This window comes from Neisseria sp. P0020.S003 (assembly GCF_051957095.1).
GTDB classification, from domain to species: domain Bacteria; phylum Pseudomonadota; class Gammaproteobacteria; order Burkholderiales; family Neisseriaceae; genus Neisseria; species Neisseria subflava.
Genome location: NZ_JBQCWU010000015.1, coordinates 18,565 through 44,600, shown reverse-complemented (window position 1 = coordinate 44,600; position 26,036 = coordinate 18,565). Strand labels below are relative to the sequence as shown.

At 47.5% G+C, this 26,036-nt stretch carries 25 protein-coding genes and 6 tRNA genes; 10 read left to right on the top strand and 21 right to left on the bottom strand.

Annotated elements, in window-relative coordinates; all coding sequences use genetic code 11:
- The first annotated feature begins 1 nt into the window (after position 1).
- The 3 genes from ACTHTQ_RS08700 (at position 2) to rfaD (ending at position 2,821) form a co-directional block, all read left to right on the top strand.
- Complete coding sequence (locus ACTHTQ_RS08700) at positions 2 to 673, top strand: NAD(P)H-binding protein (protein WP_440363666.1); 672 nt, start codon at positions 2 to 4, stop codon at positions 671 to 673.
- 41 nt (positions 674 to 714) lie between these two features.
- The gene (rfaE1, locus tag ACTHTQ_RS08695; RefSeq protein ID WP_440363665.1) at positions 715 to 1,677 is read left to right on the top strand and encodes a D-glycero-beta-D-manno-heptose-7-phosphate kinase; all 963 of its coding nucleotides are present in this window, start codon (positions 715 to 717) and stop codon (positions 1,675 to 1,677) included.
- 139 nt (positions 1,678 to 1,816) lie between these two features.
- Complete coding sequence (gene rfaD / locus ACTHTQ_RS08690) at positions 1,817 to 2,821, top strand: ADP-glyceromanno-heptose 6-epimerase (RefSeq protein WP_440363664.1); 1,005 nt, start codon at positions 1,817 to 1,819, stop codon at positions 2,819 to 2,821.
- A gap of 99 nt (positions 2,822 to 2,920) precedes the next feature.
- Here rfaD and ACTHTQ_RS08685 read toward each other — a convergent pair whose 3' ends face one another.
- From ACTHTQ_RS08685 to ccoG, 10 genes are all read right to left on the bottom strand, one after another.
- Positions 2,921 to 4,930, bottom strand: coding sequence for an LTA synthase family protein (locus ACTHTQ_RS08685; RefSeq protein WP_440363663.1), 2,010 nt, complete (start codon positions 4,928 to 4,930; stop codon positions 2,921 to 2,923).
- Positions 4,931 to 5,184: 254 nt separating this feature from the next.
- Positions 5,185 to 5,274: transfer RNA gene (locus tag ACTHTQ_RS08680), tRNA-Leu, on the bottom strand.
- Positions 5,275 to 5,383: 109 nt separating this feature from the next.
- A tRNA-Cys gene (locus ACTHTQ_RS08675) sits at positions 5,384 to 5,457 on the bottom strand.
- A gap of 36 nt (positions 5,458 to 5,493) precedes the next feature.
- Positions 5,494 to 5,569 (bottom strand) — tRNA-Gly (locus ACTHTQ_RS08670).
- 21 nt (positions 5,570 to 5,590) lie between these two features.
- A tRNA-Gly gene (locus ACTHTQ_RS08665) sits at positions 5,591 to 5,666 on the bottom strand.
- Positions 5,667 to 5,690: 24 nt separating this feature from the next.
- A tRNA-Gly gene (locus ACTHTQ_RS08660) sits at positions 5,691 to 5,766 on the bottom strand.
- A gap of 34 nt (positions 5,767 to 5,800) precedes the next feature.
- Positions 5,801 to 5,876: transfer RNA gene (locus ACTHTQ_RS08655), tRNA-Gly, on the bottom strand.
- Between the two features lie 94 nt (positions 5,877 to 5,970).
- Positions 5,971 to 6,531 (bottom strand): CDP-diacylglycerol--glycerol-3-phosphate 3-phosphatidyltransferase, encoded by a 561-nt coding sequence (gene pgsA, locus ACTHTQ_RS08650; RefSeq protein ID WP_036472256.1) that lies wholly within the window; start codon positions 6,529 to 6,531, stop codon positions 5,971 to 5,973.
- Positions 6,532 to 7,206: 675 nt separating this feature from the next.
- On the bottom strand, positions 7,207 to 7,773 hold the full coding sequence (locus ACTHTQ_RS08645; RefSeq protein ID WP_440363662.1) for a FixH family protein: 567 nt from the start codon (positions 7,771 to 7,773) through the stop codon (positions 7,207 to 7,209).
- A 5-nt stretch (positions 7,774 to 7,778) separates the two neighbouring features.
- On the bottom strand, positions 7,779 to 9,263 hold the full coding sequence (gene ccoG, locus ACTHTQ_RS08640; protein ID WP_440363661.1) for a cytochrome c oxidase accessory protein CcoG: 1,485 nt from the start codon (positions 9,261 to 9,263) through the stop codon (positions 7,779 to 7,781).
- Positions 9,264 to 9,712: 449 nt separating this feature from the next.
- Here ccoG and tkt point away from each other — a divergent pair, with 449 nt between their 5' ends.
- Positions 9,713 to 11,692: a transketolase gene (gene tkt, locus ACTHTQ_RS08635; protein WP_440363660.1), complete on the top strand. Its 1,980-nt coding sequence runs from the start codon at positions 9,713 to 9,715 to the stop codon at positions 11,690 to 11,692.
- A 66-nt stretch (positions 11,693 to 11,758) separates the two neighbouring features.
- Here the strand turns inward: tkt and clpA are convergent, their stop codons facing one another.
- A complete protein-coding gene (gene clpA / locus ACTHTQ_RS08630) occupies positions 11,759 to 14,038 on the bottom strand; it encodes an ATP-dependent Clp protease ATP-binding subunit ClpA (RefSeq protein ID WP_440363659.1) in 2,280 nt (759 codons plus the stop codon).
- 3 nt (positions 14,039 to 14,041) lie between these two features.
- A complete protein-coding gene (clpS, locus tag ACTHTQ_RS08625) occupies positions 14,042 to 14,353 on the bottom strand; it encodes an ATP-dependent Clp protease adapter ClpS (RefSeq protein WP_003679561.1) in 312 nt (103 codons plus the stop codon).
- A gap of 257 nt (positions 14,354 to 14,610) precedes the next feature.
- On the opposite strand from clpS, the gene ACTHTQ_RS08620 reads away from it, so the two are divergent.
- From ACTHTQ_RS08620 to ACTHTQ_RS08605, 4 genes are all read left to right on the top strand, one after another.
- The gene (locus ACTHTQ_RS08620; protein WP_003682902.1) at positions 14,611 to 14,814 is read left to right on the top strand and encodes a cold-shock protein; all 204 of its coding nucleotides are present in this window, start codon (positions 14,611 to 14,613) and stop codon (positions 14,812 to 14,814) included.
- A gap of 75 nt (positions 14,815 to 14,889) precedes the next feature.
- Positions 14,890 to 15,105 carry a hypothetical protein gene (locus tag ACTHTQ_RS08615; protein WP_003679564.1) on the top strand — a complete coding sequence of 72 codons (216 nt, stop codon included), beginning with the start codon at positions 14,890 to 14,892 and terminating at the stop codon, positions 15,103 to 15,105.
- Between the two features lie 84 nt (positions 15,106 to 15,189).
- Positions 15,190 to 15,636 (top strand): SsrA-binding protein SmpB, encoded by a 447-nt coding sequence (smpB, locus tag ACTHTQ_RS08610; RefSeq protein WP_003679566.1) that lies wholly within the window; start codon positions 15,190 to 15,192, stop codon positions 15,634 to 15,636.
- 71 nt (positions 15,637 to 15,707) lie between these two features.
- Entirely contained in the window at positions 15,708 to 16,148 is a 441-nt protein-coding gene (locus ACTHTQ_RS08605; protein WP_250579398.1) for a hypothetical protein, read from the top strand.
- A gap of 72 nt (positions 16,149 to 16,220) precedes the next feature.
- On the opposite strand, the gene ACTHTQ_RS08600 is transcribed toward ACTHTQ_RS08605, so the two are convergent.
- The 6 genes from ACTHTQ_RS08600 to ACTHTQ_RS08575 form a co-directional block, all read right to left on the bottom strand.
- Positions 16,221 to 16,706: a DUF4189 domain-containing protein gene (locus tag ACTHTQ_RS08600; RefSeq protein WP_440363658.1), complete on the bottom strand. Its 486-nt coding sequence runs from the start codon at positions 16,704 to 16,706 to the stop codon at positions 16,221 to 16,223.
- A 170-nt stretch (positions 16,707 to 16,876) separates the two neighbouring features.
- On the bottom strand, positions 16,877 to 17,827 hold the full coding sequence (gene trxB / locus ACTHTQ_RS08595; protein ID WP_440363657.1) for a thioredoxin-disulfide reductase: 951 nt from the start codon (positions 17,825 to 17,827) through the stop codon (positions 16,877 to 16,879).
- Between the two features lie 108 nt (positions 17,828 to 17,935).
- Positions 17,936 to 19,231, bottom strand: a complete 1,296-nt coding sequence (locus ACTHTQ_RS08590) for an NAD(P)/FAD-dependent oxidoreductase (protein WP_440363656.1) — start codon at positions 19,229 to 19,231, stop codon at positions 17,936 to 17,938.
- A 148-nt stretch (positions 19,232 to 19,379) separates the two neighbouring features.
- Positions 19,380 to 20,267 (bottom strand): ABC transporter permease subunit, encoded by an 888-nt coding sequence (locus ACTHTQ_RS08585; RefSeq protein ID WP_003679574.1) that lies wholly within the window; start codon positions 20,265 to 20,267, stop codon positions 19,380 to 19,382.
- Positions 20,267 to 21,232, bottom strand: a complete 966-nt coding sequence (locus ACTHTQ_RS08580; RefSeq protein WP_440363655.1) for an ABC transporter permease subunit — start codon at positions 21,230 to 21,232, stop codon at positions 20,267 to 20,269. The genes ACTHTQ_RS08585 and ACTHTQ_RS08580 overlap by 1 nt, the downstream gene beginning before the upstream one ends.
- Positions 21,233 to 21,247: 15 nt before the next feature.
- The gene (locus ACTHTQ_RS08575) at positions 21,248 to 22,372 is read right to left on the bottom strand and encodes an ABC transporter ATP-binding protein (RefSeq protein ID WP_003685445.1); all 1,125 of its coding nucleotides are present in this window, start codon (positions 22,370 to 22,372) and stop codon (positions 21,248 to 21,250) included.
- 508 nt (positions 22,373 to 22,880) lie between these two features.
- Here ACTHTQ_RS08575 and ACTHTQ_RS08570 point away from each other — a divergent pair.
- Together ACTHTQ_RS08570 and radC are read left to right on the top strand one after the other, a co-directional pair.
- The gene (locus tag ACTHTQ_RS08570; RefSeq protein WP_250600160.1) at positions 22,881 to 23,534 is read left to right on the top strand and encodes an IS1595 family transposase; all 654 of its coding nucleotides are present in this window, start codon (positions 22,881 to 22,883) and stop codon (positions 23,532 to 23,534) included.
- A 37-nt stretch (positions 23,535 to 23,571) separates the two neighbouring features.
- Positions 23,572 to 24,246, top strand: a complete 675-nt coding sequence (gene radC / locus ACTHTQ_RS08565; protein ID WP_440363654.1) for a RadC family protein — start codon at positions 23,572 to 23,574, stop codon at positions 24,244 to 24,246.
- Between the two features lie 58 nt (positions 24,247 to 24,304).
- Here radC and ACTHTQ_RS08560 read toward each other — a convergent pair whose 3' ends face one another.
- The 3 genes from ACTHTQ_RS08560 to aqpZ form a co-directional block, all read right to left on the bottom strand.
- On the bottom strand, positions 24,305 to 24,583 hold the full coding sequence (locus tag ACTHTQ_RS08560; RefSeq protein WP_070633387.1) for an NF038104 family lipoprotein: 279 nt from the start codon (positions 24,581 to 24,583) through the stop codon (positions 24,305 to 24,307).
- On the bottom strand, positions 24,571 to 24,903 hold the full coding sequence (locus ACTHTQ_RS08555) for a hypothetical protein (protein ID WP_049323479.1): 333 nt from the start codon (positions 24,901 to 24,903) through the stop codon (positions 24,571 to 24,573). The genes ACTHTQ_RS08560 and ACTHTQ_RS08555 overlap by 13 nt, the downstream gene beginning before the upstream one ends.
- Before the next feature lie 147 nt (positions 24,904 to 25,050).
- Positions 25,051 to 25,749: an aquaporin Z gene (gene aqpZ / locus ACTHTQ_RS08550; RefSeq protein WP_440363653.1), complete on the bottom strand. Its 699-nt coding sequence runs from the start codon at positions 25,747 to 25,749 to the stop codon at positions 25,051 to 25,053.
- Between the last annotated feature and the right edge of the window lie 287 nt (positions 25,750 to 26,036).

Below are 26,036 nucleotides of genomic sequence, written 5' to 3'. Positions count from 1 at the left end.
TATGAAGGCGATTATAATTGGTGCCACAGGAGCGACAGGGAAATCTTTGTTGCCTCTGCTGGCTGCTCATTCAGAAATGGAGCGTATCGACTGTTTCGGTCGCAGGCATCCCGACTTTTCACATCAGAAGCTGAATAGTCATCAAATTGATTTTACTCAGCCTAATATTTGGCACGAAGAAGTGCAGGGCGATGTATTGTTTGCCTGCTTAGGCACGACTTTGAAAGCGGCTGGCAGTAAAGAAGCGCAATGGGCTATCGATTATGAAGCGAATCTTGAATTTGCCAAAGCAGCCAGACAAAACGGCGTCAATGCTTTGGTTTTGGTTTCCGCTTCCGGTGCAAATTCTGCTTCGCGCCTGTTTTATCAAAGGATGAAAGGCGAATTGGAACAAGCAATTATCGCTTTGAATTTTCCGCACCTTATTATTTTCCGCCCGCCCTTATTGATTCGTCCGAATAGCGATCGATTGGGTGAGAAAATTGCCGAACGGATTTTTCGCGTACTCAACCGCATCGGCATGCTGAAAAGCCAACGTCCGCTTGCTGTCGAAAAATTGGCACAAGCCATGCTGAAAGCGGCGTTGTTGTCATCTCATGAACAGGCGTCGTACTCGAAAAACCATATGCAGGTATATGAGCCTCAAGATATTTTTAGGCTGTTAGATCAATAATCTGATAACAAGCCTTACACAGAGATTTTAATGGAGCCAGTATGGTAACCAAGTTCCAACAAGAAACCCTCAAATCCCGTTTTGCACAAGCCAAAGTCCTTGTTGTCGGTGATGTGATGCTCGACCGCTATTGGTTTGGCGATGTGTCCCGTATTTCTCCTGAAGCCCCTGTGCCGGTGGCGAAAATCGCCCGTATCGACCAGCGGGCGGGCGGAGCGGCGAACGTTGCGCGCAATATCGCTTCGTTGGGCGGCAAAGCTGGGCTGCTGTCGGTAACCGGCGATGACGAAGCCGCCAATGCGCTCGACGCGCTGATGGCGCAGGACGGCGTTACCTCCTATCTGATGCGCGACAAGCAAATTGCGACTACTGTCAAATTGCGCGTTGTTGCCCGTAATCAGCAGCTTATCCGACTTGATTTTGAAGAATCGCCTCATCGTGAGGTGTTGGAACAAATCAAGCATCAATATCGAGAAGTGTTGCCTGAATACGATGCCATTATTTTTTCAGATTACGGCAAGGGTGGCCTGTCGCATATTTCCGATATGATTGATTGGGCGAAACAGGCTGGTAAACCCGTTTTAATCGACCCGAAAGGTGATGATTACGAAAAATATGCCGGCGCTACGCTGATTACGCCTAACCGTGCAGAGCTGAAAGAAGTGGTGGGAAGCTGGAAAAACGAAAACGATTTGACCGAAAAAGCCCAAAATCTGCGCCGTCATCTCGACTTGACCGCTATTTTGCTGACCCGAAGCGAAGAGGGTATGACCCTGTTCAATGAGGGTGAGTCGATTTATCAGCCTACACGGGCCCAAGAAGTCTATGATGTATCCGGTGCGGGAGATACCGTTATTGCCGGAGTGGGCTTGGGTTTGGCTGCTGGTTATACCATGCCCGAAGCCATGCACCTTGCCAATACTGCGGCAGGGGTTGTCGTAGCGAAACTTGGTACAGCGGTTTGCTTGTTTACCGAATTGACCAAGGCGTTGGAAGAGCAATAATTGCTGTTTCAGACGGCCTTAAAATCTAAATGCCGTCTGAAAATGGAGTTGGAAAATAATCCAGACAGACAAGTTTTTATTTTCAGACGGCATGATTTCTTCAAGGCCGTCTGAAAAATCAAAATAAAGGAAATTCATTATGACCATTATCGTAACAGGCGCGGCCGGCTTTATCGGCAGCAACATCGTCAAAGCACTTAACCAGCGCGGTATTACCGACATTGTTGCCGTCGACAATCTGAGCAAAGGCGAAAAATTTAAAAACCTTGCCGAGTGTGAAATTGCCCATTATCTCGATAAACACGAATTTATCCGCCAAGTGCGCGGTCATCTTCTGCCTTACGACGATATCGAAGCCATTTTCCATCAAGGCGCATGTTCCGATACCATGAATCATGACGGCCTTTACATGATGGATAACAACTATCAGTACACGCTCGATCTCTTGGATTGGTGTCAGGATGAACGTATTCCATTTCTTTATGCTTCCAGCGCTGCTGTATATGGCAAGGGCGAAATCTTCCGCGAAGAGCGCGAACTGGAAAAACCGCTCAATGTATATGGCTACTCTAAATTCTTGTTTGACCAAGTGTTGCGCCGCCGTATGAAGGAAGGTCTGACAGCCCAAGTTGTCGGCTTCCGCTACTTCAATGTTTACGGACAACAGGAGCAACACAAAGGCCGTATGGCGTCAGTCGCCTTCCATCATTTCCACCAATACCGTGAGCATGGCTATGTCAATCTGTTTGGTGCCAATGACGGCTATGGCAACGGCGAGCAAACACGCGACTTTGTCAGCGTAGAAGACGTGGCCAAAGTTAACCTTTACTTCTTCGACCATTCTGAGCTTTCAGGCATCTTCAATCTCGGTACAGGCCGTAGCCAACAATTTAACGAACTTGCCGCCGCAACCGTCAACGCTTGCCGTGCAGCCGAAGGCAAGCCTGAAATGAGTTTGAAAGAGTTGGTTGAAGAAGAACTTATCCGTTATATCCCATTCCCCGATGCACTTAAAGGCAAATATCAGAGCTTTACTCAAGCGGATATCACCAAGCTGCGCGAAGCCGGGTATAAAGAAGAATTCTTGGATGTAAAACAAGGTATCAGCCGTTACGTTAAATGGATGCTGGAGAACTTGGTTTAATAAATAGTACAGTAATGTTGTCAGAGAATAAAACCGACTTACCTTTTTGGGTAAGTCGGTTTTATTTTACTAAGATAGTATAAAAATTTAGTTGTATTCTTAGTGATGGGTAGTTGCAATACGGTTAATTTGCCAATCTAAAAATTGAGTGTAAACACTACCTCGTTCAATAAAAGGTATATCTTCAGCAGGTGGTTGGCTGATTTCAGCTTCTGCTGTTTGCAGCCCCTGATTATCCCAACGATGGAACTCCTGATTGTTTAAATTATAAAAACCATGTTTGGTGATTAAAACTTCAGGATTATAACCATAGCCACACCATGAGGAATCAACAGTAGGTGCAGTCAAATTACAACCGGTTTGATAATAAGGTATTTCTGATAGGCTAAGATTATATAACGTTGGCAAAATGTCTTTATGTGAGCCTGCCCGCTCAGGATGATATTCTGCATTGGAGCGGTAAGTAGGTGGAACATAAAGATAGAATGGTACACTGTGGCCAAGGGCAATTTCATTAGGTGCAGGATAACTGATTGCTCGCATATTATGGTCTCCAGTTGCAGCAATAATAGTATCCGGTGCAATAGATTTTGTATGACTAATGAAGCGTCCAAGTTGGTCGTTGCTATATCGGAATGTGTTAAAAATCTCATTCAATTCTTTTCCTGTTGCTAGACTGGAAAGTCGCTGTTTTTCTTGCTCAGTGAGATGAAAATCTTTAGTTGGGTTAGGTTTAGGTAATTGATATGGGGGGTGATTAGTTACTGATAGCATCATGACGAATACGGGGGTATTATTTTTTTTTGCTTGTTTCAACTCGTCTTCTGCATATCGGAACATAAATTCATCAGGTACTCCCCATGTGCTGGATTGGGCTTCAGGGTAGCGTGCTTTGATCGCATTTTCATCAATAATTTCATGTACACCCAAATGACGCAGAAAACTATCAAAATCACGCCACCCCCCATTACCGGCAGTGATATACACAATACGATATCCTGCATCAAGATATGGTTTAAACATGTTTCCAGGAAAAGTTTTATTTTTAGCAGCAGATTGGCTAAGGTTAAGGCGTGGGCTACGAATAAAAAAACGGTGTAGTGAGTCGCTAGTGCCATCACCCTCAGAGATAAAACGTGAATAAACCCAATCTTCTTTCCAATGTTTATCTAATTCACCTAATAGATCTCGTTCAGGCGTATTTAGAGAAAGCAAGTGAGTGCTCATACTTTCCATAACAGCAAATACAACGTTGGGCTTATGTTGTTCAACAATCAAATTTTTATTAGTTTGTGTAAATAAGCGATTTAAATTGGCATCAGCTTTTTGATTTTGTAGACGATTCATCAGTTCAATACCATCTGAATCGGTAACTTCGATAAAATTATTACTGTTTCGATGTTCTGCAAAAGCCCAATTTAAAGAAATTAGTGCATTGGGAACTAATTTATTTATTTGCGGTAAGGTTGAAATTTGCATGGAGGTTTGTCGTAAAGGGAATTTACCAAATGAACCACGTATACCAATACTTAAGATTAAGATAGGTATCATTATGATAGCAACCCAAGTTGCTTTGCTTGTAGTAGTAGCAGAAAAAGAGCATCTGTTAATTTGGGAAAAACATTTCCAAAAAAGTGTTACTGCTATGGCTAAAGCAATTAATCCCCAAATAATTGGAAAATCGGACCAAATAGTTTTGAGTACGGCTACAGTATCTTCCTCTGCAAGACCAAAAATAAAAACATCGAATTGGCGTTCGTAGACTCCATAATAAAACCAATTCCCTATAGTCAGAGCAGAAACGATAGATAACAATACTGTAGACAATAGAGCTTGAATCCGTCTATATGCTACAACAGTTTTTGAATTTAATAAGCTGAATAATCCCAGTAAAAATGGTAATGCCGTTAATACAGAAGCAGCTTTGATATCAAATAATAACCCTTTGAGCATAAGCTGGATAATATCCTCGGAATAACGACTACGGATATCATCTGATAGATAATATTGTGACATTAAACACCGTTCAATAAAAAGAATTAGAACAGTGCAAAGCCATAATGAAAAAGAATTACATAGAATTTTTTTGTAGGTAAGTAGACGAGACATTTTTTAGATATGTAATAAGTATTTAAAACGGCGTTATTTTATAACCTTTTAAGGGTTTTAAACTAGCATATAATTTTTATAGAAATCATATGATATGATGATTTGAGTTTGGAAAGGAGATAGACTGGTTTAAATGAATTTCTTGTCCTAGATAGAATAGTGGGTATTTATAACTACAAAGCTGTTAATGGGCTATCTTTTCTATTATTAGGCGTGGGTACTAGACAAAAAAATAACCGCTTAAAAGCGGTAAATGGTGCCCGGAGCCGGAATCGAACCGGCACGGCCGGTTTAGGGCCGACGGATTTTAAGTCCGTTGTGTCTACCTATTTCACCACCCGGGCGTAGACAATAAATCGAGAGATTGGAGGCGGGGGCGCGGATTTTAACCGGCCTATATAAGGGTTGCACCCCTTATAGCATAAACACTCTGCCACCCCGCCATGAAATGGATGGAGGCGAGAGTCGGAATCGAACCGGCGTAGACGGATTTGCAATCCGCTGCATAACCACTTTGCTATCTCGCCAAATAAACTACTTTGGAGTGTTTGTAGTATTGAAACTGGAGCGGGAAACGAGTCTCGAACTCGCGACCTCAACCTTGGCAAGGTTGCGCTCTACCAACTGAGCTATTCCCGCGTATTCGGATGCATGATTTAATGGAGCGGGAAACGAGTCTCGAACTCGCGACCTCAACCTTGGCAAGGTTGCGCTCTACCAACTGAGCTATTCCCGCATTTGAGTGCATCTGAAATTAAACTGGAGCGGGAAACGAGTCTCGAACTCGCGACCTCAACCTTGGCAAGGTTGCGCTCTACCAACTGAGCTATTCCCGCATATTGAAAAAGAACAATCAACAAGTAATCAAGATGGAGCGGGAAACGAGTCTCGAACTCGCGACCTCAACCTTGGCAAGGTTGCGCTCTACCAACTGAGCTATTCCCGCTCTGATATTTGTTGCTTCGTATATCGAAGAAGACGCAATTATTATGGATTTAATCGTGTGCGTCAAGTGTTTTGTTTTTATTTTTTTAAAAATTTTATTTGAATTCTTTCCACGCCATTTTCAGGTAGTAGCACATAGACCAGATGGTTAATACGGATGCTATAAACATCAATATGTTACCAATGAGATAGAAAGGGTCGTTATATTTGTCCGTACCGATAAGCAAAAGGAAGATGGCAATCATTTGGGCAGTGGTTTTGAATTTGCCGATAGTAGCTACGGCGACGCTGCCGCGTTTGCCCATTTGTGCCATCCATTCGCGCAGGGCGGAAATGGTAATTTCTCGGCCGATAATAATCATGGCGAAGATGGCGTATGTTCTGCCAAGGCTGACGAGCAGGAGTAGGGCAACGGCAACCATGAGTTTGTCGGCAACGGGGTCAAGGAATGCGCCAAAGTCGGAGGTTTGTTTCCAGCGGCGTGCCAAAAAGCCGTCAAACCAGTCTGTAACAGCTGCGAGTGCAAAGATGATGGCGGCTGTCCAGTTGACGGTTTGTGGTTGAATCCATGTGTTCGGTAAGTAGAATAGGATGGTGAACACGGGGATTAATAGGACGCGCATCCAGGTAAGTAAAATAGGTATGTTCCAAGGCATAGTTTGGGACCTTTTGGACGATGTGTCGGATTGTCCATTATAGCTTATTTGCTCGCTGGGCTTTTTAGAGTGTTGTTTTTTTGTCGACAAGTAACGTGGGCATAGGATTTTGTTATGCGGGTTGTGAAGGAAGTCTGCTAAGGCCGTCTGAAAAATGGGTTGTTGAGGGGTGTAAATATTTTTGGGCAGGTAAGTGGCTGCAAAATAGTGAGCAACGAGGTCGGCTTGCTGCTCGATATTGAGTTGGTTGAAGTGAGGCAAAGGCATGGGATAGGCGTAAGCTGTGCGTTTCCTATATCCGCCTTTGAGCATAATGAATAAACCGGATAACCAAACTTTGTGACCGCGCTGGTGTTGCCAGACGTGTGTCAGTTCATGAATCAGCCAGATTTTGTAGGTGATGCCGGCTTGAGTGAAATCATCAGGGCAGTGTTTGCGTGGGAAATATATATTTCCATTGGGGGCGATAGCGGTATTGGGGTTGGGCAGGAGGGGGATGCCGCGATATATTTTTATGCGGTTGAAGTCTATGCTGTCGGCAAAAACCTGTTTTGCCATACGGACTTCGTTTTCGGTCAGTCTGCGCCAATTGGAAAAAATCATATTTTAAAGATGATAGAGGATATAAAGATTTTCAGGCCGTCTGAAAGGTTTCAGACGGCCTGAACATGGGATTTATTGTTCTTCTGAAGCGGCTTGTTTGCCGTTGTCGAACAATTTGTCCATAGGCGTCAGATTAACTGCGTTGCCTTGGCTGACTATCCATTTGTTTTCAACACGCCACACGCCTGAGGTATCTTCAACTCGCAAGTACCAATGGTTGGTTTGGTGGAGGGGTTTGAAGATGGCTTCGTATTCCATGCGGCCGTTTTGTGGTTCGGACGTTACGGCGCGCAGCTTGACGGTTTGGTCGTCAGCTTTGCGTGTCGGGTGCATCAGCAGCAGGTTTAATGGCTGTTTGGGATCGAATTGTCCACTGACGAATACTTTGGCTGCATTCATGTCCGGACTGATTAAAACCTGCACCTGAATCTGCCGTTTAACGGCTTCTTCATCGCGGTGAAGCTGGATTTCGATGTGTTTGCCGTCTTTATAGTAATCGTCGGAAACCAAGTCTGTCGTATGTTCTTTTGCGACGAAGAACATGGAAACGCTGGCGATAACGACAAAGATGGGACCTGCCATCAGCACCCAAGGCCAAGTGTGTTTATACCAAGGCTTAGTGGGATTGGGTTTGGACACCGTTGTTATTCTCCAATAAAGGTTGCTTTTTCATTCAAGACAGTCGGTTCGGCATCAGCGGCATCGGTTTCACGATATGTGAAAGTAAATTCAATCGGCTGGCTGCCTTTTTCGGCGTACTCAGGAATGGTGGACACTTGAACCGGAATGGTCACGGTTTCGCGTGGCGCAATTTTAATACCGTTTTCTGGCAAGCCGGTCAAGGCGATATCATCAAAACCTTTGACTGTGGCAGTAACGGTCTGCTCATGTTCACTCTTATTAATAATGCGTAGGTTGTAGGCATTTTCCAACCAGCCTTGGCTGTTTTCACGCACCATCACGCCGCGGTCTTTCAGAATATCCACTTCGATCATTTTACGGGTAGAAATGCCGGTTAAGAAAGCAATAATAACTACAAACAATACTGCACCATAACCTGCGACACGAGGGCGTTTCAGGCGTTTTTTGATGTCGCTTTCAGGGTATTCATGCTCCATTGCGCCTTCGGTAGTGTAACGGATCAGGCCGCGCGGATAACCCATTTTGTCCATGATTTCGTCACAAGCATCAACACAGGCTGCACAACCGATACATTGGTATTGCAGGCCGTCGCGGATGTCGATGCCGACGGGGCAGACTTGTACGCACATGGTGCAGTTGATACAGTCGCCCAAGCCGCTGTCTTCTTTGTTGGCGGTTTTTTTGCGTGCACCGCGAGGTTCGCCGCGTTCGGTATCGTAGGAAATAATCAGCGTGTCTTTATCAAACATCGCACTTTGGAAGCGTGCATACGGGCACATATGCAGACACACTTTTTCGCGCATGATGTGGGCAAAGAAGAAGGTCATGAATCCGTAAAACGCTGCGGCAAACATTGCACCGCCGCCTGCTGCTCCGGTGAATAAATCGGGAACAAACTGGCGGATAGGGACAAACCAGCCTGCAAAAGTGATACCTGTCCACGCACAGACAAGGAAAATCAGTAGGTATTTGGTGGCCTTAATGCGGATTTTAGTAAAGTTCCAAGGCGATTTTTCCAGTTTTAAACGTTTGTTGCGGTCGCCTTCAACTAAGTTGTCGATCCAAAGCATGATTTCGGTGTAAACCGTTTGCGGGCAAGAGTAGCCGCACCACAAACGACCGGCAATGGTTGTCCACCAAAACAGGCCGAAAGCACAGATCATTAACAGCAGGGCAAGATAAATTAAGTCGCCCATGCCCAGTGACAGGCCGAAAATGAAAAAATGACGGTCAGGGATATTAAATAAAACTGCCTGACGGTTACTCCAGTTAAACCATGGAATTACGTAAAATACAAACTGGGTCGCCAATACGGCGGCGATACGAAGTTTGGCAAAGCGTCCTTCTGCTTTTTTTGGATGGATGCGTTCGCCTTCGGGATGAATTTGAATTACGCTGGATTTGGGTTTGGAAGGTTTGGGCGGAGTGGCTTTTGCCGTTTTTTCTGTTGAGGGTGTGGTGTTTTCAGCTTGGTTTTCGGGTGACATAATCAGTGTTCCTTAATCGAAGTGCACACAAGCCTTTTGTCATGGTAGTAGTTTGATGCGAGTATTTTCAGACGGCCTTGGGCGTGCATATAAAATCATAACATTTGACTCTATGCAAAGCAAAAGCGGGGCTTGCCCTTAACAATAGTTGCGGTACTCTTGCTTCATACAAGGCCGTCTGAAAAGAGCAGTATTCAAAGACTTACGGAATAAGCGCTGGTTTATGCTTATAGTGATTTCCTATTTATCTGATAAAAAATTTACAACATACTGTTTCAAAACGAAATAACAGTTAATATCATCTATCCTGTCCATTTCAGACAGCCTATTGGAAATCATGCCGTCTGACAATGCAAATATAAAAGGCTATTCTTGAAAGCACGGCTGATTCAGGCGATAATCGACACACTTTTTTCAAATTCCCAATCTTGTCCAAGGAAGGTCAAACCATGTCTCAACTGGCAAACGCAATCCGTTTCCTCTCAGTCGATGCCGTACAGAAAGCCAACTCCGGCCACCCGGGTGCGCCTATGGGTATGGCGGAAATGGCGGAAGTATTGTGGACGAAGTTCCTCAATCATAATCCGGCCAACCCGAAATTCTACAACCGCGACCGTTTTGTCCTCTCCAATGGTCATGCTTCCATGATTCTTTACAGCCTGTTGCACCTGACCGGCTACAACGTTTCTATTGATGATCTGAAAAACTTCCGCCAACTGCACAGCAAAACCCCCGGTCATCCTGAATACGGCTACACCGACGGCGTGGAAACCACTACCGGCCCATTGGGACAAGGTATTGCCAACGCTGTGGGCATGGCTTTGGCCGAAAAAATCTTGGCTGCCGAATTCAATAAAGACGGCTTGAACATCGTTGACCACCACACCTACGTCTTCATGGGCGACGGTTGCATGATGGAAGGCGTGTCGCACGAAGCCTGTTCGCTCGCCGGCACTTTGGGCTTGGGCAAGCTGATTGTTTTATATGATGACAACAATATTTCCATCGATGGTAAAGTGGATGGTTGGTTTACCGAAAACATTCCGCAACGTTTTGAAAGCTACGGCTGGCATGTGATTCCAAATGTAAACGGTCATGACACTGATGCCATTCAGACGGCCATTGAAGCGGCCAGAGCCGAAACCGGCAAACCTTCCCTGATTTGCTGTAAAACCTTAATCGGTAAAGGCAGTGCCAACAAAGAAGGCAGCCATAAAACCCACGGTGCGCCTTTGGGTGCGGACGAGATCGAAGCCACGCGCAAACATTTGGGTTGGGCTTATCCTGCGTTTGAAATCCCTCAAGAAATCTATGCAGCATGGGATGCAAAAGAAAAAGGCGCGAAACTTGAGGCTGAATGGAACGAACTCTTCGCTCAATATCAAGCCAAATATCCTGCCGAAGCCGCAGAATTTGTGCGCCGCATGGATAAAAAACTGCCTGAAAACTTCGACGCTTACGTTCAAGCCGCATTGAAAGAAGTGTGCGCCAAAGCAGAAACCATCGCCACCCGTAAAGCCAGCCAAAACAGCATCGAAATCTTAGCAAAAGAGCTGCCTGAATTGGTGGGCGGTTCTGCCGACTTAACCCCGTCCAACCTGACTGACTGGTCAAACAGCGTTTCCGTTACCCGCGAACACGGCGGCAACTATATTCACTACGGCGTGCGCGAGTTCGGCATGGGCGCAATTATGAACGGCCTTACCCTGCATGGCGGTGTGAAACCATTCGGCGCGACTTTCCTGATGTTCAGCGAGTACGAACGCAACGCCCTGCGTATGGCTTCACTGATGAAAATCAACCCTGTATTTGTGTTCACCCACGACTCTATCGGTTTGGGCGAAGACGGCCCGACCCACCAACCTATCGAGCAAACTGCCACTCTGCGCCTGATTCCAAATATGGATGTATGGCGTCCATGCGATACCGTTGAATCTTTGGTAGCGTGGTCTGAAGCCGTTAAAGCGGCCGATCATCCGTCCAGCCTGATTTTCAGCCGTCAAAACCTGAAATTCCAAGCGCGTGATGAGCAACAGTTGAACGACATTAAACGCGGTGCTTATGTAATCAGCGAAGCTCAAGGCAATGCGCAAGCTGTTGTAATTGCTACCGGTTCTGAAGTTGAATTGGCTCTGGAAGCGCAAAAGGTATTGGCAGAACAAGGTATTGCCGTGCGCGTTGTTTCCATGCCTTCTACCAATGTATTCGACCGCCAAGATGCCGCCTATAAAGCCGCGGTTCTGCCGGAAGGCTTGCCACGCGTAGCCGTAGAAGCAGGACATGCCGACGGTTGGTATAAATACGTCGGTTTGAACGGCGCGGTGGTCAGTATCAACCGCTTCGGCGAGTCTGCACCTGCTGACTTACTGTTTAAAGAATTCGGCTTTACCGTAGACAATGTGGTTGCCACTGTTAAATCCGTTTTGTAAATCAGATTTTTGATTGAGATAAAAAGGCCGTCTGAAATTTCAGACGGCCTTTTATTTTTTAACCGGTTAAACAGTTTCTGCTTCAGGTTTGACCTTGCTTTTCTTAAACTTCAACACGGCTTCTTCTTTTGCCGCATCCCAGTCTATCCGTACGAAGCCGCCGTCGGCGAGTTTGCCGAACAGGAGTTCGTCGGCGAGTGGTTTGCGGATTTTTTCCTGAATCAGGCGGTTCATCGGGCGCGCACCCATTTGTGGATCGAAACCCTTTTCCGCCAGATATTTGCGCAATGCCGGTGTGAATTCGGCTTCGACTTTTTTGTCGAGGAGCTGATGTTCGAGCTGGAGCAGGAATTTGTCCACGACTTTAACGATGATGGGCTCGGACAAGGGTGCAAACGGGATAATCGCGTCCAAGCGGTTGCGGAACTCGGGTGTGAAGAGTTTGTTGATTGCCTGCATTTCGTCGCCGCGTTCGCGTTTGGCGGTAAAGCCGAGGCTGGGTCGGCTGAGGCTCTCCGCGCCTGCGTTGGTGGTCATAATCAGGATGATGTTGCGGAAGTCGGCACTCTTACCGTTGTTGTCGGTCAGTTTGCCTGCGTCCATGACTTGCAGGAGGACGTTGAAAATGTCGGGGTGGGCTTTTTCGATTTCGTCCAAGAGCAACACGCAATGCGGCTGCTTGTTGACGGCTTCGGTTAAAAGGCCGCCTTGTTCAAAGCCGACGTAGCCCGGAGGAGCGCCGATGAGGCGCGATACGGCATGGCGTTCCATGTATTCGGACATATCAAAGCGTTGCAGCGGTACGCCCATCGAGTAGGCAAGCTGTTTGGCGACTTCGGTTTTGCCGACGCCGGTAGGGCCGGAGAAGAGGAAACTGCCTATCGGTTTGTCGGGCAGGGCAAGGCCGGAGCGCGACATTTTGACGGCGGCAACCAGCGCGTCGATGGCGTTTTCCTGACCGTAAACCATGTTTTTCAAATCGCGGCAGAGGAATTGCAACACTTGTTTGTCGTCGTGCGACACGGTTTTTTCTGGAATCCGCGCAACTTTGGCGATGACGGTTTCGATTTGCGCTTTGCCGATGACTTTTTTCTGTTTGGATTTGGGTAAAATCCGTTGCGCCGTTCCTGCTTCGTCCATCACGTCGATGGCTTTGTCGGGCAGGAAACGCTCGTTGATGTAGCGGGCGGAGAGTTCAGCGGCGGCTTCAAGTGCGCCTTGCGTATAGCGGACTTGGTGGAAATCTTCAAACATCGGTTTCAAGCCGCGCAGGATTTGTACGGTTTCGGAAACGGTGGGTTCGACCACGTCGATTTTTTGGAAGCGGCGGCTTAAGGCGTGGTCTTTGTCGAAAATGGTGCGGTATTCGTCGTAGGTGGTCGCGCCGATGCAGCGCAATGAGCCTTTCGCCAATGCAGGTTTGAGCAGGTTGGACGCGTCCATCGTGCCGCCGCTGGTGCTACCCGCGCCGATGATAGTGTGGATTTCGTCGATAAACAAAATGGCGTGCGGGATTTTTTCGAGCTGCTTTAAGACGGACTTGACCCGCGCTTCAAAGTCGCCGCGGTATTTCGTGCCCGCCAAAAGCGAACCCATATCCAGCGCGTACACTTCGGCTTCTTTCAGCGCGTCGGGAATGTCGCCGTTGACGATTTGATGCGCCAAGCCTTCTGCCAGCGCGGTTTTGCCCACGCCTGCCTCGCCGACCAAAAGCGGATTGTTTTTACGGCGGCGGCACAGGATTTGCACCAGTCGTTCCATTTCGTGTTTGCGACCAATCAAAGGGTCGATACGGCCGGCTTTGACTTCGGCGTTGAGGTTGACGGTGTAGTCGGAAAGGGAGCCGGTTTTCTGTTCCGCTTCCTCGCCCTCGCGTCCCAGGCCGTCTGAATCATTGCCATCCTCGTCATCGGGCGAGCCATGGGCAATGCAACGCAAGACTTCAAAGCGCGTAATGGATTGCAATTTGAGGAAATAAACGGCATGGCTTTCAGATTCGCTCATCATGGCAACCAAAATATCTAAAGGCTCTACTGCGGCTTTGCCGGCAGACTGGGTATGCACCATTGCCCGTTGGATGACGCGTTGGAAGCCCAATGTCGGCTGGGTTTCGACCGTATCTAGAAGATGATCGGGAATTTGCGGCGTGTTTTCAGCAACGCTGGCCGCAAGCTGCTCGGACAGGACTTTTAAATCCGCACCACACAGTTTCAAGACGTTCGGCACAGCCGCATCTCCTTCTATCAGCACCAAAAGCAGGTGTTCCAAGCTGATAAACTCATAACGAGCGTTGCGTGCTTCACGATAGAGCAGTTGCAGGATGTGTTCCAATTCGGGTGAAAGCATGATTTAAACCTCTTCGACTATACATTTGAGCGGATGCCCTTCAGCTTTGGCACGTTCCATAACCTGATGTTGCTTGGTCTGGGCAATATCGCGCGTGTAGGTGCCGCACAGGCCTTTACCTTCGTGGTGTACCAGAAGCATGACGGCCACTGCCTGTTCCTGTGCAAGCATAAAGACTTCGGTCAGGATTTCGACGACAAATTCCATGGTGGTGTAATCGTCGTTCAATAAAAATACGCCGTAACGTTTCGGCGGCTGTGTGTTGATATCGCTGAGCAGGGTATCGGATTGGTGGTCGGTATTCGGATGGTTCATAATCTTAGGTTTCAGTTTTCAGACGGCCTGTTTTAGAGTGTAAACCGTTTTCTGTTGTATTTCGGCAATTTTTTTCTATTTTCCCACTTTTTTGAAAACATAGCTTGACGTTTTGTCTTAACAAATGTAAAAAGACAGTTAAGCAGAAGTTGGCACTCGACCACGTATGCAATACGGGGGAGAAACGCTGAACGTTTTAGTTTGCTGTATGCCTTGTTTTGCTGATTTTGTTAATTTTTAAGTATAGGAAGTTTCTAATGGCAACCGGTATCGTAAAATGGTTTAACGACGCTAAAGGTTTTGGTTTCATCACTCCTGATGAAGGTGGCGAAGATTTGTTCGCTCACTTCTCAGCGATCAACATGGATGGTTTCAAAACCCTGAAAGAAGGTCAACGCGTATCTTTCGACGTAACCACCGGCCCTAAAGGCAAACAAGCTGCTAATATTCAAGCTGCTTAATCAAATGCACGGCGTAAGCTGTAAAATCATGGCGGGGTTTCCCGCCATTTTTTATGGGCGTTCGGGTCAAAAATTATGAATCAAAATTCATCTTATCAAAATGCTTTAAACCAGTTGGACGAGCTTATCCGTCATTTTCGCAGCGAAGGCGAGGTCAGCTGCGCCGTTGCCGAGCGTGAAGACCAAATCTTGATCCGCCTTGCCGATTTGAAACTGGATTTGCGCCCTGAAGATGAAAAAGCGATTGCTGATATCGACCGCTTTTACCGCCGCCATGTTTTAAGCGAATAAACGTTTCAAAACCGTTTGCCGTTTTATTTTTTAAGCATGCCTGATAAAATAGGCCGTCTGAAAAGTTTGTAAAGAATCAGCACAATGAGTATTGCCAATAATAAAAAAGCCTTTCACGATTTCTTTATCGAAGACCAAATCGAAGCCGGTATAGTATTGGAGGGATGGGAAGTCAAAGCCATCCGCGCTGCACGCGTTCAATTAAAAGAAAGCTATATCTACTGGAAAAAAGACGCATTCTATTTGGTGGGTTGCCACATTACCGCATTGCCCACTGCCTCGACACACGTCAAACCCGATCCTGTCCGTCCGCGTAAGTTGTTGTTGAAACAATCGGAAATCAACAAGTTAATCGGCAAAACAGAACGTGCCGGTTATACGATTGTGCCCTTAAACCTGCATTACACCCGCGGTAGAATCAAAGTGGAAATCGGTTTGGCTAAGGGTAAGAAACAGCATGACAAACGCCAAAGCCTGAAAGAAGCGGATTGGAAGCGTGAGAAACAGCGTTTAATGAAAAACGTACGTTGATTTTTTCAGACGGCCTTTTTATAAAGGCCGTCTGAATATTTATTGTTTGAAAATTTTAAAAAGGAAAACAGATGAAAACTATGATTTTAGCCGCGGCTTCTGCCGTATTGTTGTTGGGCGCGTGTTCCACTACGGAACAACGAGTATTGAAACCTGAAGAGCTGACCGGCATCAAACATGTCTGCATCATTCAAAATGCAAAAGTAAGACCGCATGATTTGGATCGTGCTTTGTCTAAAGCTTTGGCAAAACGCGGCATTGGCAGCACTATTGTGACAGCGGATAACCGCGGCAAACTGTATGATTCTTCTTGCCCGTATAATCTGCGTTACAAAACCAAAGGCAATAATGAAATCTTGCGTAAAGGCGTATTTGTGTTGAGAAGCACGAAGTACGCGGTTTCGACTGTCAGCTACTCTTTGAACGATGAAAACCACTTCCGAACCAACCCTGATTTGGTGAAACAGGCTGAAGGCGTTGTGGCCAAATTGTTGGAAAAAAACAGCAAATAAAAGCCAGAATAAAAAACCGGCTTGCCGTGATATGGAGAATATCGGGCAAGCCGGTTTTATTTTCAGACGGCCTTAAATGGATTTGATTTTTTCCCAAAGGGTTTTGACCGTACCTTGATAGTAGATTTCGGAAGTGCAATAGACTGTTTCTAAAGCACATTGTCCTTGTGAGCCGTATTTTTTGATGCACTGGTTCAAGGCAATTTGATGTACGGTTTTGAAACGAGGGGAGGTAATGGCTACCACGTTTTGAGCAGTCAATTTGCCCATGGCTTTAGGGTAGGCAACAGCGATACAGGTGTTGTGCAGAGGGACAACTGTTTTACAGCCTGTTGCTTGACCTGCGCCGATACCGGCTAAGGCATCTTGGCCTTTGCAGAATGTTTCGAGTTCGGCTGTTGCATCCAGTTGGGTGGCATTTTCTTTGGTGGTTTTGATTTGCAGCACTTCATTGCTGTCGGCAGGGTTTTGCCACATCGCCAGGTAGCCGTAAGTATCGGCAGCCAGGGCGGCAGGAGTCAGTGCGCAAAGGATAAGTGTCGTTAGTGTTTTTTTCATGTTTGTTCCCTGTTTGTTGGGTATTTGTCGTTATTATAAAGCAAAAGTACTTATTTGATATAAATTTGCTTTTAAAATGAATATTTGAGTGTGGCAGATAGATTATAGGCCGTCTGAAATTTCAGACGGCCTTCTATTATGTTTTAAAGAATAGGGCGTAGCTTAGAGGCTCATACGCCGTGGCGGTAGAGCCAACGCTCGGCATCCAGCGCGGCTTGGCAGCCGGAAGCTGCGCTGGTGATGGCTTGACGGTAGGTATGGTCTTTGACATCGCCTGCCGCCCATACGCCTTCGATATTGGTTGCGCCGACATTGTCGCCGGTACCGCCTTTGGTTTTCAGGTAGCCGGTTTCATCCATATCGAGTTGGCCTTTGAAGATATCGGTGTTGGGTTTGTGGCCGATGGCGATGAAAACGCCTTTTACAGCGATTTCTTCAGTGCTGCCGTCATTGTGTTTCAGGCGTGCACCGGTAACGCCACTTTCGTCGCCCAAGATTTCATCAACCGAGCTGTTGAGCTTGAGGATGATTTTTCCTTCTTCGACGCGTTGCATCAGTTTGTCCACCATGATTTTTTCAGCACGGAAGCTGTCACGGCGGTGAATCAGGGTAACGGTGTTGGCGATATTGGCAAGGTAGAGGACTTCTTCCACAGCGGTATTGCCACCGCCGACTACGGCAACATCTTGTTTTTTATAAAAGAAACCATCGCAAGTTGCGCAGGCGGAAACGCCTTTGCCTGCAAAGGTTTCTTCGCTTGGCAAACCTAAATATTTGGCGGATGCGCCGGTGGCAACGATGAGCGCATCGCAGGTGTATTCGCCCATATCGCCTTTGAGGGTAAACGGACGGTTTTGCAAATCAACGGTATGGATTTGGTCGAAAATCATTTCAGTACCGAAGCGTTCGGCATGAGCTTGGAAACGGGCCATCAGTTCCGGACCTTGTACGCCTTCTGCGTCGGCAGGCCAGTTGTCCACTTCGGTGGTGGTCATCAGTTGTCCGCCTTGCTCAACGCCGGTAATGATCACAGGGTTGAGGTTGGCACGGGCGGCATAGACGGCGGCAGTATAGCCGGCAGGGCCAGAGCCGAGGATGATGAGTTTATGATGGTTGCTCATGATGGTTTCCTTGCTGATAAATGATTGAATTTTGTCGTATCTAAGCTTTCAGATGGCCTGAATTTTACTTGAATCTGCTGCCGTCTGAAATATGTTTGTTGCTTGGGTTTAGTGGCTGTCTTTCCATTGATAGTATTTTGAGCCGAGGAAAGAGCCGAGTTTGCGCAGGAAAGGCTGGGTAATGATATTGCTGTGGCGCAGTTGCTCAAAAGGTTTCAGACGGCCGTCATCGCCCATGATGGCTTCGGCAATCGCCAAACCGGCAATGCCGGTAATCGCCATGCCGTGTCCGGAATAGCCTTGGGCGTAGAAAATGGTAGGGGCAAGGCGGCCGAAATGTGGGGCGAGGTTGCGCGTAATGTCGCATTCGCCGCCCCAAGAATGCTCGATTCTGACATTGGCAAGTTGCGGGAAAACTTTCAGCATGTCTTGGCGGACGAGTTCGGTCATGCGGTCAGGGTCATCGATAAACTCGTTGTCTTTGCCGCCGAAGAGCAGGCGGCCGTCGGCGCTGAGGCGATAGTAGTCGAGGACGTGGCGGTTGTCGCAGATGGCCATATTGTTGCGGATCAGGTCTTTGGCGCGTTCGCCCAGAGGCTCGGTGGCGATGATAAAGGTGCTGACTGCAATGGCTTTTTGTTCCAATACTTTGAATTTCGGGTGTAAGCCTGCATAAGTGTTGACGGCATAAACGAGGTTTTTGCATTCAACGCTGCCATTGGGCGTATGAACCAGCCAGCCGTTATCGCATGGCTCGATACGCGTCATCGGGGATTGCTCAAAAAGTTGTGCGCCTGCATCGGCTGCCGCTTTGGCAATGCCCAGGGTGTAATTGAGCGGGTGCAAGTGGCCGGATAAAGGATCAAATTGCGCGCCTTGATACATATCGCTGGCAAGTTGCTGCTTCAGAGTGGCTTTATCCCAAAGCTGGTAATGGCTTGCGCCATAATGTTTTTGGGCGTGCTCATGCCATTGTTGCAATTCTTCCCAATGCTGAGGACGGACGGCGACGGTAGCGTAGCCGCGTTGCCAATCGCATTGGATGTTGTGTTTTTGAATACGCGAGTCAACCAGTTCAACGGCTTGCAGAGATTGCTGCCAGAACCATTGGGCCTGTTCTAAACCGACTTGTTTTTCGATTTCTTCCATGCCACAGGCAAAGTCGCTGATGACTTGTCCGCCGCTTCGGCCTGATGCGCCGAAACCGATACGGGCGGCTTCAAGTACGATGACTTCATGGCCGTTTTCGGCAAGAGGTAGGGCGGTGCATAAGCCGGACAGGCCGCCGCCGATAACGCAGGTTTCAGTTTTCAGACGGCCTTCAAGCGTCGGATAAGACGGATGGGGATTGGCCGTGCTGACATAGTAGGAAGGAAGATATTCTTTGAAGCTGGGATTGATCATGATTTGAGCTTTAGGTTGGTTTTCACTTCATTGAAATTGGTTTTCAGACGGCCTGGAATGTGGGTTTGGGTTCAGGCCGTCTGAAAGGATAAGATGCAGTTAATAAAACAGGCTGTTCCGACACTTTATCGAACAGCCAGTCTGCATATTAGGCGGCTTTCTCGGCTGCCAATTTTTCTTGGCGGTAGGCTTCGGCAGCCTCGCGTTCCCGTTTGGTTGCTTGACGCATCATCCAGTAGTTGACGACAATCACCAGCGTACCGATGATACCGATCAGGATAGTTGCTAAAACGTTCATCTGAGGGTCAAGGCCGAGTTTGATTTTGGAGAAAATCACTTGCGGCAATGTCGATGAACCCGGGCCTGACAGGAAGGAGGTAATCACCAAGTCGTCCAAAGACAGGGTGATGCCCAAGAGGAAGCCGGAAGCAATCGCAGGGGCAATCAGCGGCAGGGTAATCACGAAGAAAATCTTCAGCGGACGGGCACCCAAGTCCATAGCCGCTTCTTCCAAGGATTGATCCAATTCCACCAAACGCGAGCGGATAACGACGGTAATGTACGCCATGCAAAGCGTGGTGTGGCCGAGGAAGATGGTGAAGAAGCCGCGATCGAAGTAGAGCGATTGCAGCAATTCACTGCCTTGCAGGAACATTTGCACCTGAATAATCAACAGCAGCATGGACAAACCGGTAATCACATCAGGCATCACCATAGGTGCGGAAATCATACCGGCAAACAGGGTGCTGCCGCGGAAGCGCTTGATACGTGCCATGGCGTAACCTGCCAATGTGCCGAGTGCTACGGCGGCAAGTGAGGAAACGATGGCGATACGCAATGACAGCCAGGCCGCTTCCAAGATGGTGTCGTTTTCCATCAATGCGCCGTACCATTTGGTTGAGAAACCGCCCCAAACGGTAACCAGTTTGGATTCATTGAAAGAATAGATGACCAAAACCACCAGCGGAATATAGAGGAATGCCAGCGAGAGCAGGAGCATCAGTTTCAAGAACCAGGATAATTTGGTTTTCTGCATTATTTGCCTCCTTCTTCCAATTCGCGGTTTTCATAGTGCTGGAACAGGGCAATCGGTACAACCAGCAGGGCAACCATAACGACGGCGACGGCAGAAGCCAGCGGCCAGTTGTTTTGGTCGAAGAATGCCTGCCACAATACTTTACCGATCATCAGGTTTTCAGAACCGCCCACCAATTCAGGAATCACAAATTCGCCGACGGCCGGCACGAAGACCAGCATAGAGCCTGCAATGATGCCTGTTTTGGATAAAGGCAGGGTAATGGTAAAGAAGGATTTGATCGGACCTGCGCCCAAGTCGGAAGCAGCTTCGAGCAGACGGTTGTCCAGTTTTACCAGTTGTGTGTACAGCGGCAAAATCATAAACGGCAGATAGGCGTAAACCATCACCAAATTCAGCGAGAAAGCATTGTAGAACAGGTTTAAAGGCTCGCTGATGATTCCGTATTTGATTAAGAAATTATTGATGATGCCGTTGTGTCCCAATAAACCCATCCATGCGTAAACACGCAACAGGAAAGAGGTCCAGAAAGGCAGCATGATTGCCAACAGCAGGCCGTTGCGCGCAGCCGGATTGGCGCATGAAATGGCATAAGCGGTCGGATAACCAATCAGCAGGCAGATGATAGTCGTTGTCAGCGCAGTCTTAATCGAAGACCAGTAGGTCATCAGATAGATATTGCTGTTTTCACTGTCGCCAAACGGATTGAGCGTATTCCAAAAATTTTGGAAGATGTCGGCGTAGTTCTGATAGCTGATGGCAATGTTCAGACGGCCTAAATCTTCATCAATCGTTGTCAACGGCGTAAATGGCGGAATGGCGATTTCTTGTTCGGCAAAGCTGATTTTCAAGACGATGGCGAACGGAATCAGAAACAGCACCAAGAGCCAGATATACGGCACGGCAATCACTGCACGCTGTCCAGGGCGGCGGAACAGTTTATTTTTCAGTTTTTTAAGGTTCATCGCATTTCCCTCAAATTAACTGAACAGAGGTGTCGGTTGGTTTTCAGGCCAGCTGATATAGACGGTTTCATCCCAAGTCGGCGGCGTAATGTTACGCACATACCAATAAGGTGCGGGAACTTGGCTCTTGACGACACGGCCGTTGGCGAGTTTGATGTGGTAAATCGCAAAGCTGCCCAGGTAGGCAATCTCTTTGACTGTGCCTTGAGCCCAGTTGTGCGCGCCTAAGTGTTCTGGTTTTTCTTTGTGCAAATCAATGTCTTCAGGGCGGATGCTGATCCAAATTTCATGGTCGTTCGGAACGCCCAAGCCGTGGTCGATGCGGACGTGGTTTTCCAAGCCGTCACATTTGACGATGGAGAAATCGGCGCGGTCATCAACAACGACGCCGTCAAAAATATTGGTTTCGCCGATAAATTCGGCAGTAAAGCGACTATTAGGATAATCGTACACGTCGCTAGGCGTACCGACTTGTCGCAATTGGCCGTCAGACATAATGGCGATACGGGTAGCCATGGTCATCGCTTCTTCTTGGTCGTGGGTAACCATGATGCAGGTTACGCCGACTTGTTCCAGCGTGTTGACCAATTCCAGTTGGGTTTGTTGGCGCAGTTTTTTATCGAGTGCGCCCAAAGGTTCGTCAAGCAGCAGGATTTTAGGACGTTTCGCCAGGCTGCGTGCCAAAGCGATACGTTGTTGCTGACCGCCGGAGAGTTGGTGCGGCTTGCGTTTGGCGTATTTGGTCATTTGCACTAGGCGCAACATTTCTTCCACTCGGGCGTCGATTTCGCCTTTAGGCATTTTGTCTTGTTTCAGACCGAAAGCGATGTTTTGCTCAACGCTCATGTGTGGGAACAGAGCATAGCTTTGGAACATCATGTTGATTGGGCGCTCGTACGGAGCAAGCTTGGTAATGTCTTGGCCGTCGAGAATGATTTTGCCCTGATTTGGGCTTTCCATGCCTGCCAACATGCGCAGCAGCGTGGATTTGCCACTGCCTGAGCTGCCCAAAAGGGCAAAGATTTCATGTTGGTAAATGTCCAAGTCGATGTTATCGACAGCGTAATTGTCACCAAACTTTTTTACCAAGCCTTGGATTTGCAGATAAGGTTTGGCTGAAGACGCAGTGGTTGCGGTCATAATGGCAATACTCCAAAAAGAAAGACGAGTACCGGCAAAACGGATTTTCGAATGGGTGATAAAAAGCTGTTTGATTGCTGGCGGGAGTCGGACGGAGGCCGTCTGAAACTCTTGTAAAGCGCACGGGCAGCGTGGATAGAAAGCAGTTTAAGCCTAAGCTTTTGCTCTCGGCAAACTCGATATTATATTAGCCTAAGCCTCATAGGGGCAATATGAAATTGCTTGTATCGGCTGATTTGAAACAAATATGAAAGGAAAGGCAGGCAGGGAAACACGATAGTAAAAATGGGTAACGTTGTTTTTCTGCACAAAGTGGCTTAATTGTTATTTATATGTCTTAAATAATTATTCAAAATAGAATAAAATACGCAAATTGCATTTATTTGCTAAAACCATAATGGATTACGTTTTATATCGGGCGGGGCAGTTTGCTCAAAATTGAAACTAAATCCGCTATATAAAAAATAAAGGGACTGACGTAGATTAGCAGTTATGCTAGGCTACGAAAATGCAGATAACCAATTGTAAATTAAGAAAGAGAGTTCAAAAGAAACTACTTGAATTTTTTGTACTTCAAGTTACCGCCCGTTCCGCTGCCGATATTTTGGGCATTCAGCCCAACTCCGCTATTCTGTTCTACCGCAAAATTCGTATGGTTATCAGCCATTATCTGGCCTTGGTTGCCGATGAGGTTTTTGAGGGCCCTGTCGAGTTGGACGAAAGCTATTTCGGCGGACGGCGTAAAGGCAGACGTGGTCGCGGCGCGGCAGGAAAAGTGGTTGTCTTTGGTATTCTGAAACGCAACGGACGGGTCTATACCGTTGTGGTGGATAATGCCAAGTCTGAAACGTTACTCCCTGTCATCAAAAAGAAAATCATGCCGGACAGCATTGTTTACACGGATAGCCTGAGCAGCTACGACAAGTTGGATGTGAGCGGTTTCATCCATTACCGCATCAACCATTCCAAGGAATTTGCCGACCGTCAGAACCACATTAACGGCATTGAGAATTTTTGGAATCAGGCAAAACGTGTCTTGCGAAAATACAACGGAATCGATCGCAAATCTTTCCCGCTATTCTTGAAAGAATGCGAATTTCGATTTAACTTCGGCACACCGTCTCAACAGCTTAAAACCCTGCGGTATTGGTGTGGAATTTAGGGCTAATCTACGTCAGCCCCAAAATAAAAGGGAAAATATGAGTATCAAAGAATGGCCCGAGGGGGAGCGGCCGCGCGAGAAGCTCTTGGCGCATGGTGCGGCGGCGTTGAGTGATGCGGAGTTGCTGGCAATTTTATTGCGTGTTGGAACGCGCGGTATGAGCGCGGTTGATTTGGCGCGTTATTTGTTGAGTGAGTTTGGCAGTTTGGGGAAGCTGATGAGTGCGGATGCCAAAACACTTTCTGCTTATAAGGGCATGGGCTTGGCGAGTTATACTCAGTTTGCAGTGGTCAAAGAAATCGGGCGGCGGATTTTGGGTGAGGATTTGCAGGAGCAGATTGTTTTGTCAAGCCCAAAATCGGTTGCGGATTATCTGCGCCTGCATCTTGGGCATGAAAAAATCGAGGTCAGCGTTGCTTTGCTGCTTAACCGTCAAAATCAATTGATTGCGGTACGGGAATTGTCGCGCGGTACGGTGGCGGAAAATACGGTTTATATCCGTGAAATCGTCAAATTGGCATTGGATGAATATGCCGACAGTTTGATTTTGGCACACAACCATCCGGGCGGTTCGGCAAGGCCGTCTGAATCTGATGTACAGTTTACAGAGCGTTTGAAACAGGCTTTAAGTTTGGTCGATATTACGCTGTTGGACCATTTTATCGTGACGGCAAAAGAAACCTGCTCTTTGCGCGAACAGGGCTATATGTAAGGATGAATGTTCAGACGGCCTCAGTAGGATTGGTTACCTTACGAGGCCGTCTGAAGGATTATTGCGTTACTTCGTTGGAGGACTCTTCCTTATAGATGATTTCTTCCGATTTTGGCTTTTCTTTGCTCTTTTCCTTCTCTTTTTCTTTATCCTTGTCTTTTTTACCGTCGGGAATGGCGGCATCAATCACTGCCCCCGTTCCTTTGACAACCAATTTTCCGGCAGTCAGGATGGTTGTAGCAGCCAAATCGACAGCCGCACCTACAACGCAGCCGTTAAGCGTCAGACAAAGGGAAAGTGCCGGAATCAGGCGTTTTGTGCATCTCAATGACTGCATCCGCAGTGTCCTTCGTGATGATGGCCGCATCCGAGTGCTTCTTGCCAAGCGTCATCGTCGCCGTCAAATTCTTCAACTTCGTCAAATTCGCCGTTTTCTACCATGCTTACCAGCTCTTCCAAGCTTTCTGCGCCTTCTACCCAAAAGCAGGGAATATCGGGCGGTGTGTCAGGGGCAAGCAGGGCAGCCTGTTGGTTGTGCCAAGCAATCCAATAGCCGTTTTGCGTTTGTACGAATACGGCATCGGGATGGATGGTTTCGTTTTCGGTATTGACCAGCATTCTGGCGGCGATATCGGTTTGAAAAGGTAAGGTTTGCATGATGGTTTGAGAATGTGAGAAAAGAAAGTATTGTAACATGGCAAAAACAAACGCACCGTCTGGGTCAGGCGGTGCGTTTGTATCTCGGCAACTTGGGTGCAGTCAGTTTAGAGTGTCGGCCGCACCGGGAATGTCATTCCGTCAAGATTATTTGTCGTCGTTAGCCAAAACGAAGCGGTAAATAGCCGCGCCAACTGCTGCGCTGGCAATAGGAGCCAACCAGAACAACCACAGTTGTTCAACAGCCCAGCCGCCTTGGAACAAGGCAACACCGGTAGAACGTGCAGGGTTAACAGAAGTATTGGTTACAGGAATGCTGATCAAGTGAATCAGGGTCAGCCCCAGGCCGATGGCGATAGGAGCGAAGCCGGCCGGAGCCAGTTTGTCGGTAGAACCCATGATGATTAGGAAGAATGCGGTCAGGACGAATTCGATCAGCAAAGCGGCCATCATGTCGTAACCGTTAGGAGAGTGCTCGCCGAAACCGTTGCTGGCAAAGCCGGAGACAGCAGCATCAAAACCGGTTTTACCGGAAGCAATCAGATACAGAACGCCCGCAGCGGAAATCGCACCGATAACTTGGGATACGATGTAAGGCAACAGGTCTTTACCGTTGAAACGGCCGCCGATAAAGAGGCCGACGGAAACGGCAGGATTGAAGTGGCCGCCGGAAATGTGGCCGACAGCGTAAGCCATGGTCAGTACGGTCAAACCGAATGCTAAAGCGACACCGGCAAAGCCAATGCCAATGCCAAGTTCAGGGTAGGCTGCTGCCAAAACTGCGCTGCCGCAGCCGCCGAATACCAGCCAGAAAGTGCCGAAAAATTCTGCAAAATATTTTTTCATTTGTTTTTCCTCGTAAAGGGTGGGGTGTTGCCGAAGGCATGAATCATAATAATATTGTTTCTAATCGAAAAACGGATTTACCTGTTTTTTCTGGTCTTTGACAAAAGGCCGTCTGAAAATGGCGACGAATGGATAGAGGGATATATCTTGCAGGTCGAATTTTGTTTATTGAGGCTGGGTTTATTTAATAGCGAAGCAAATGCCGCTAATGCAAAAGCATTTGGTTTTGTAAGAAATGCCGTTTATAGATTACTTATTTGCTCGGAATCTCTGAATCCATTATCTGA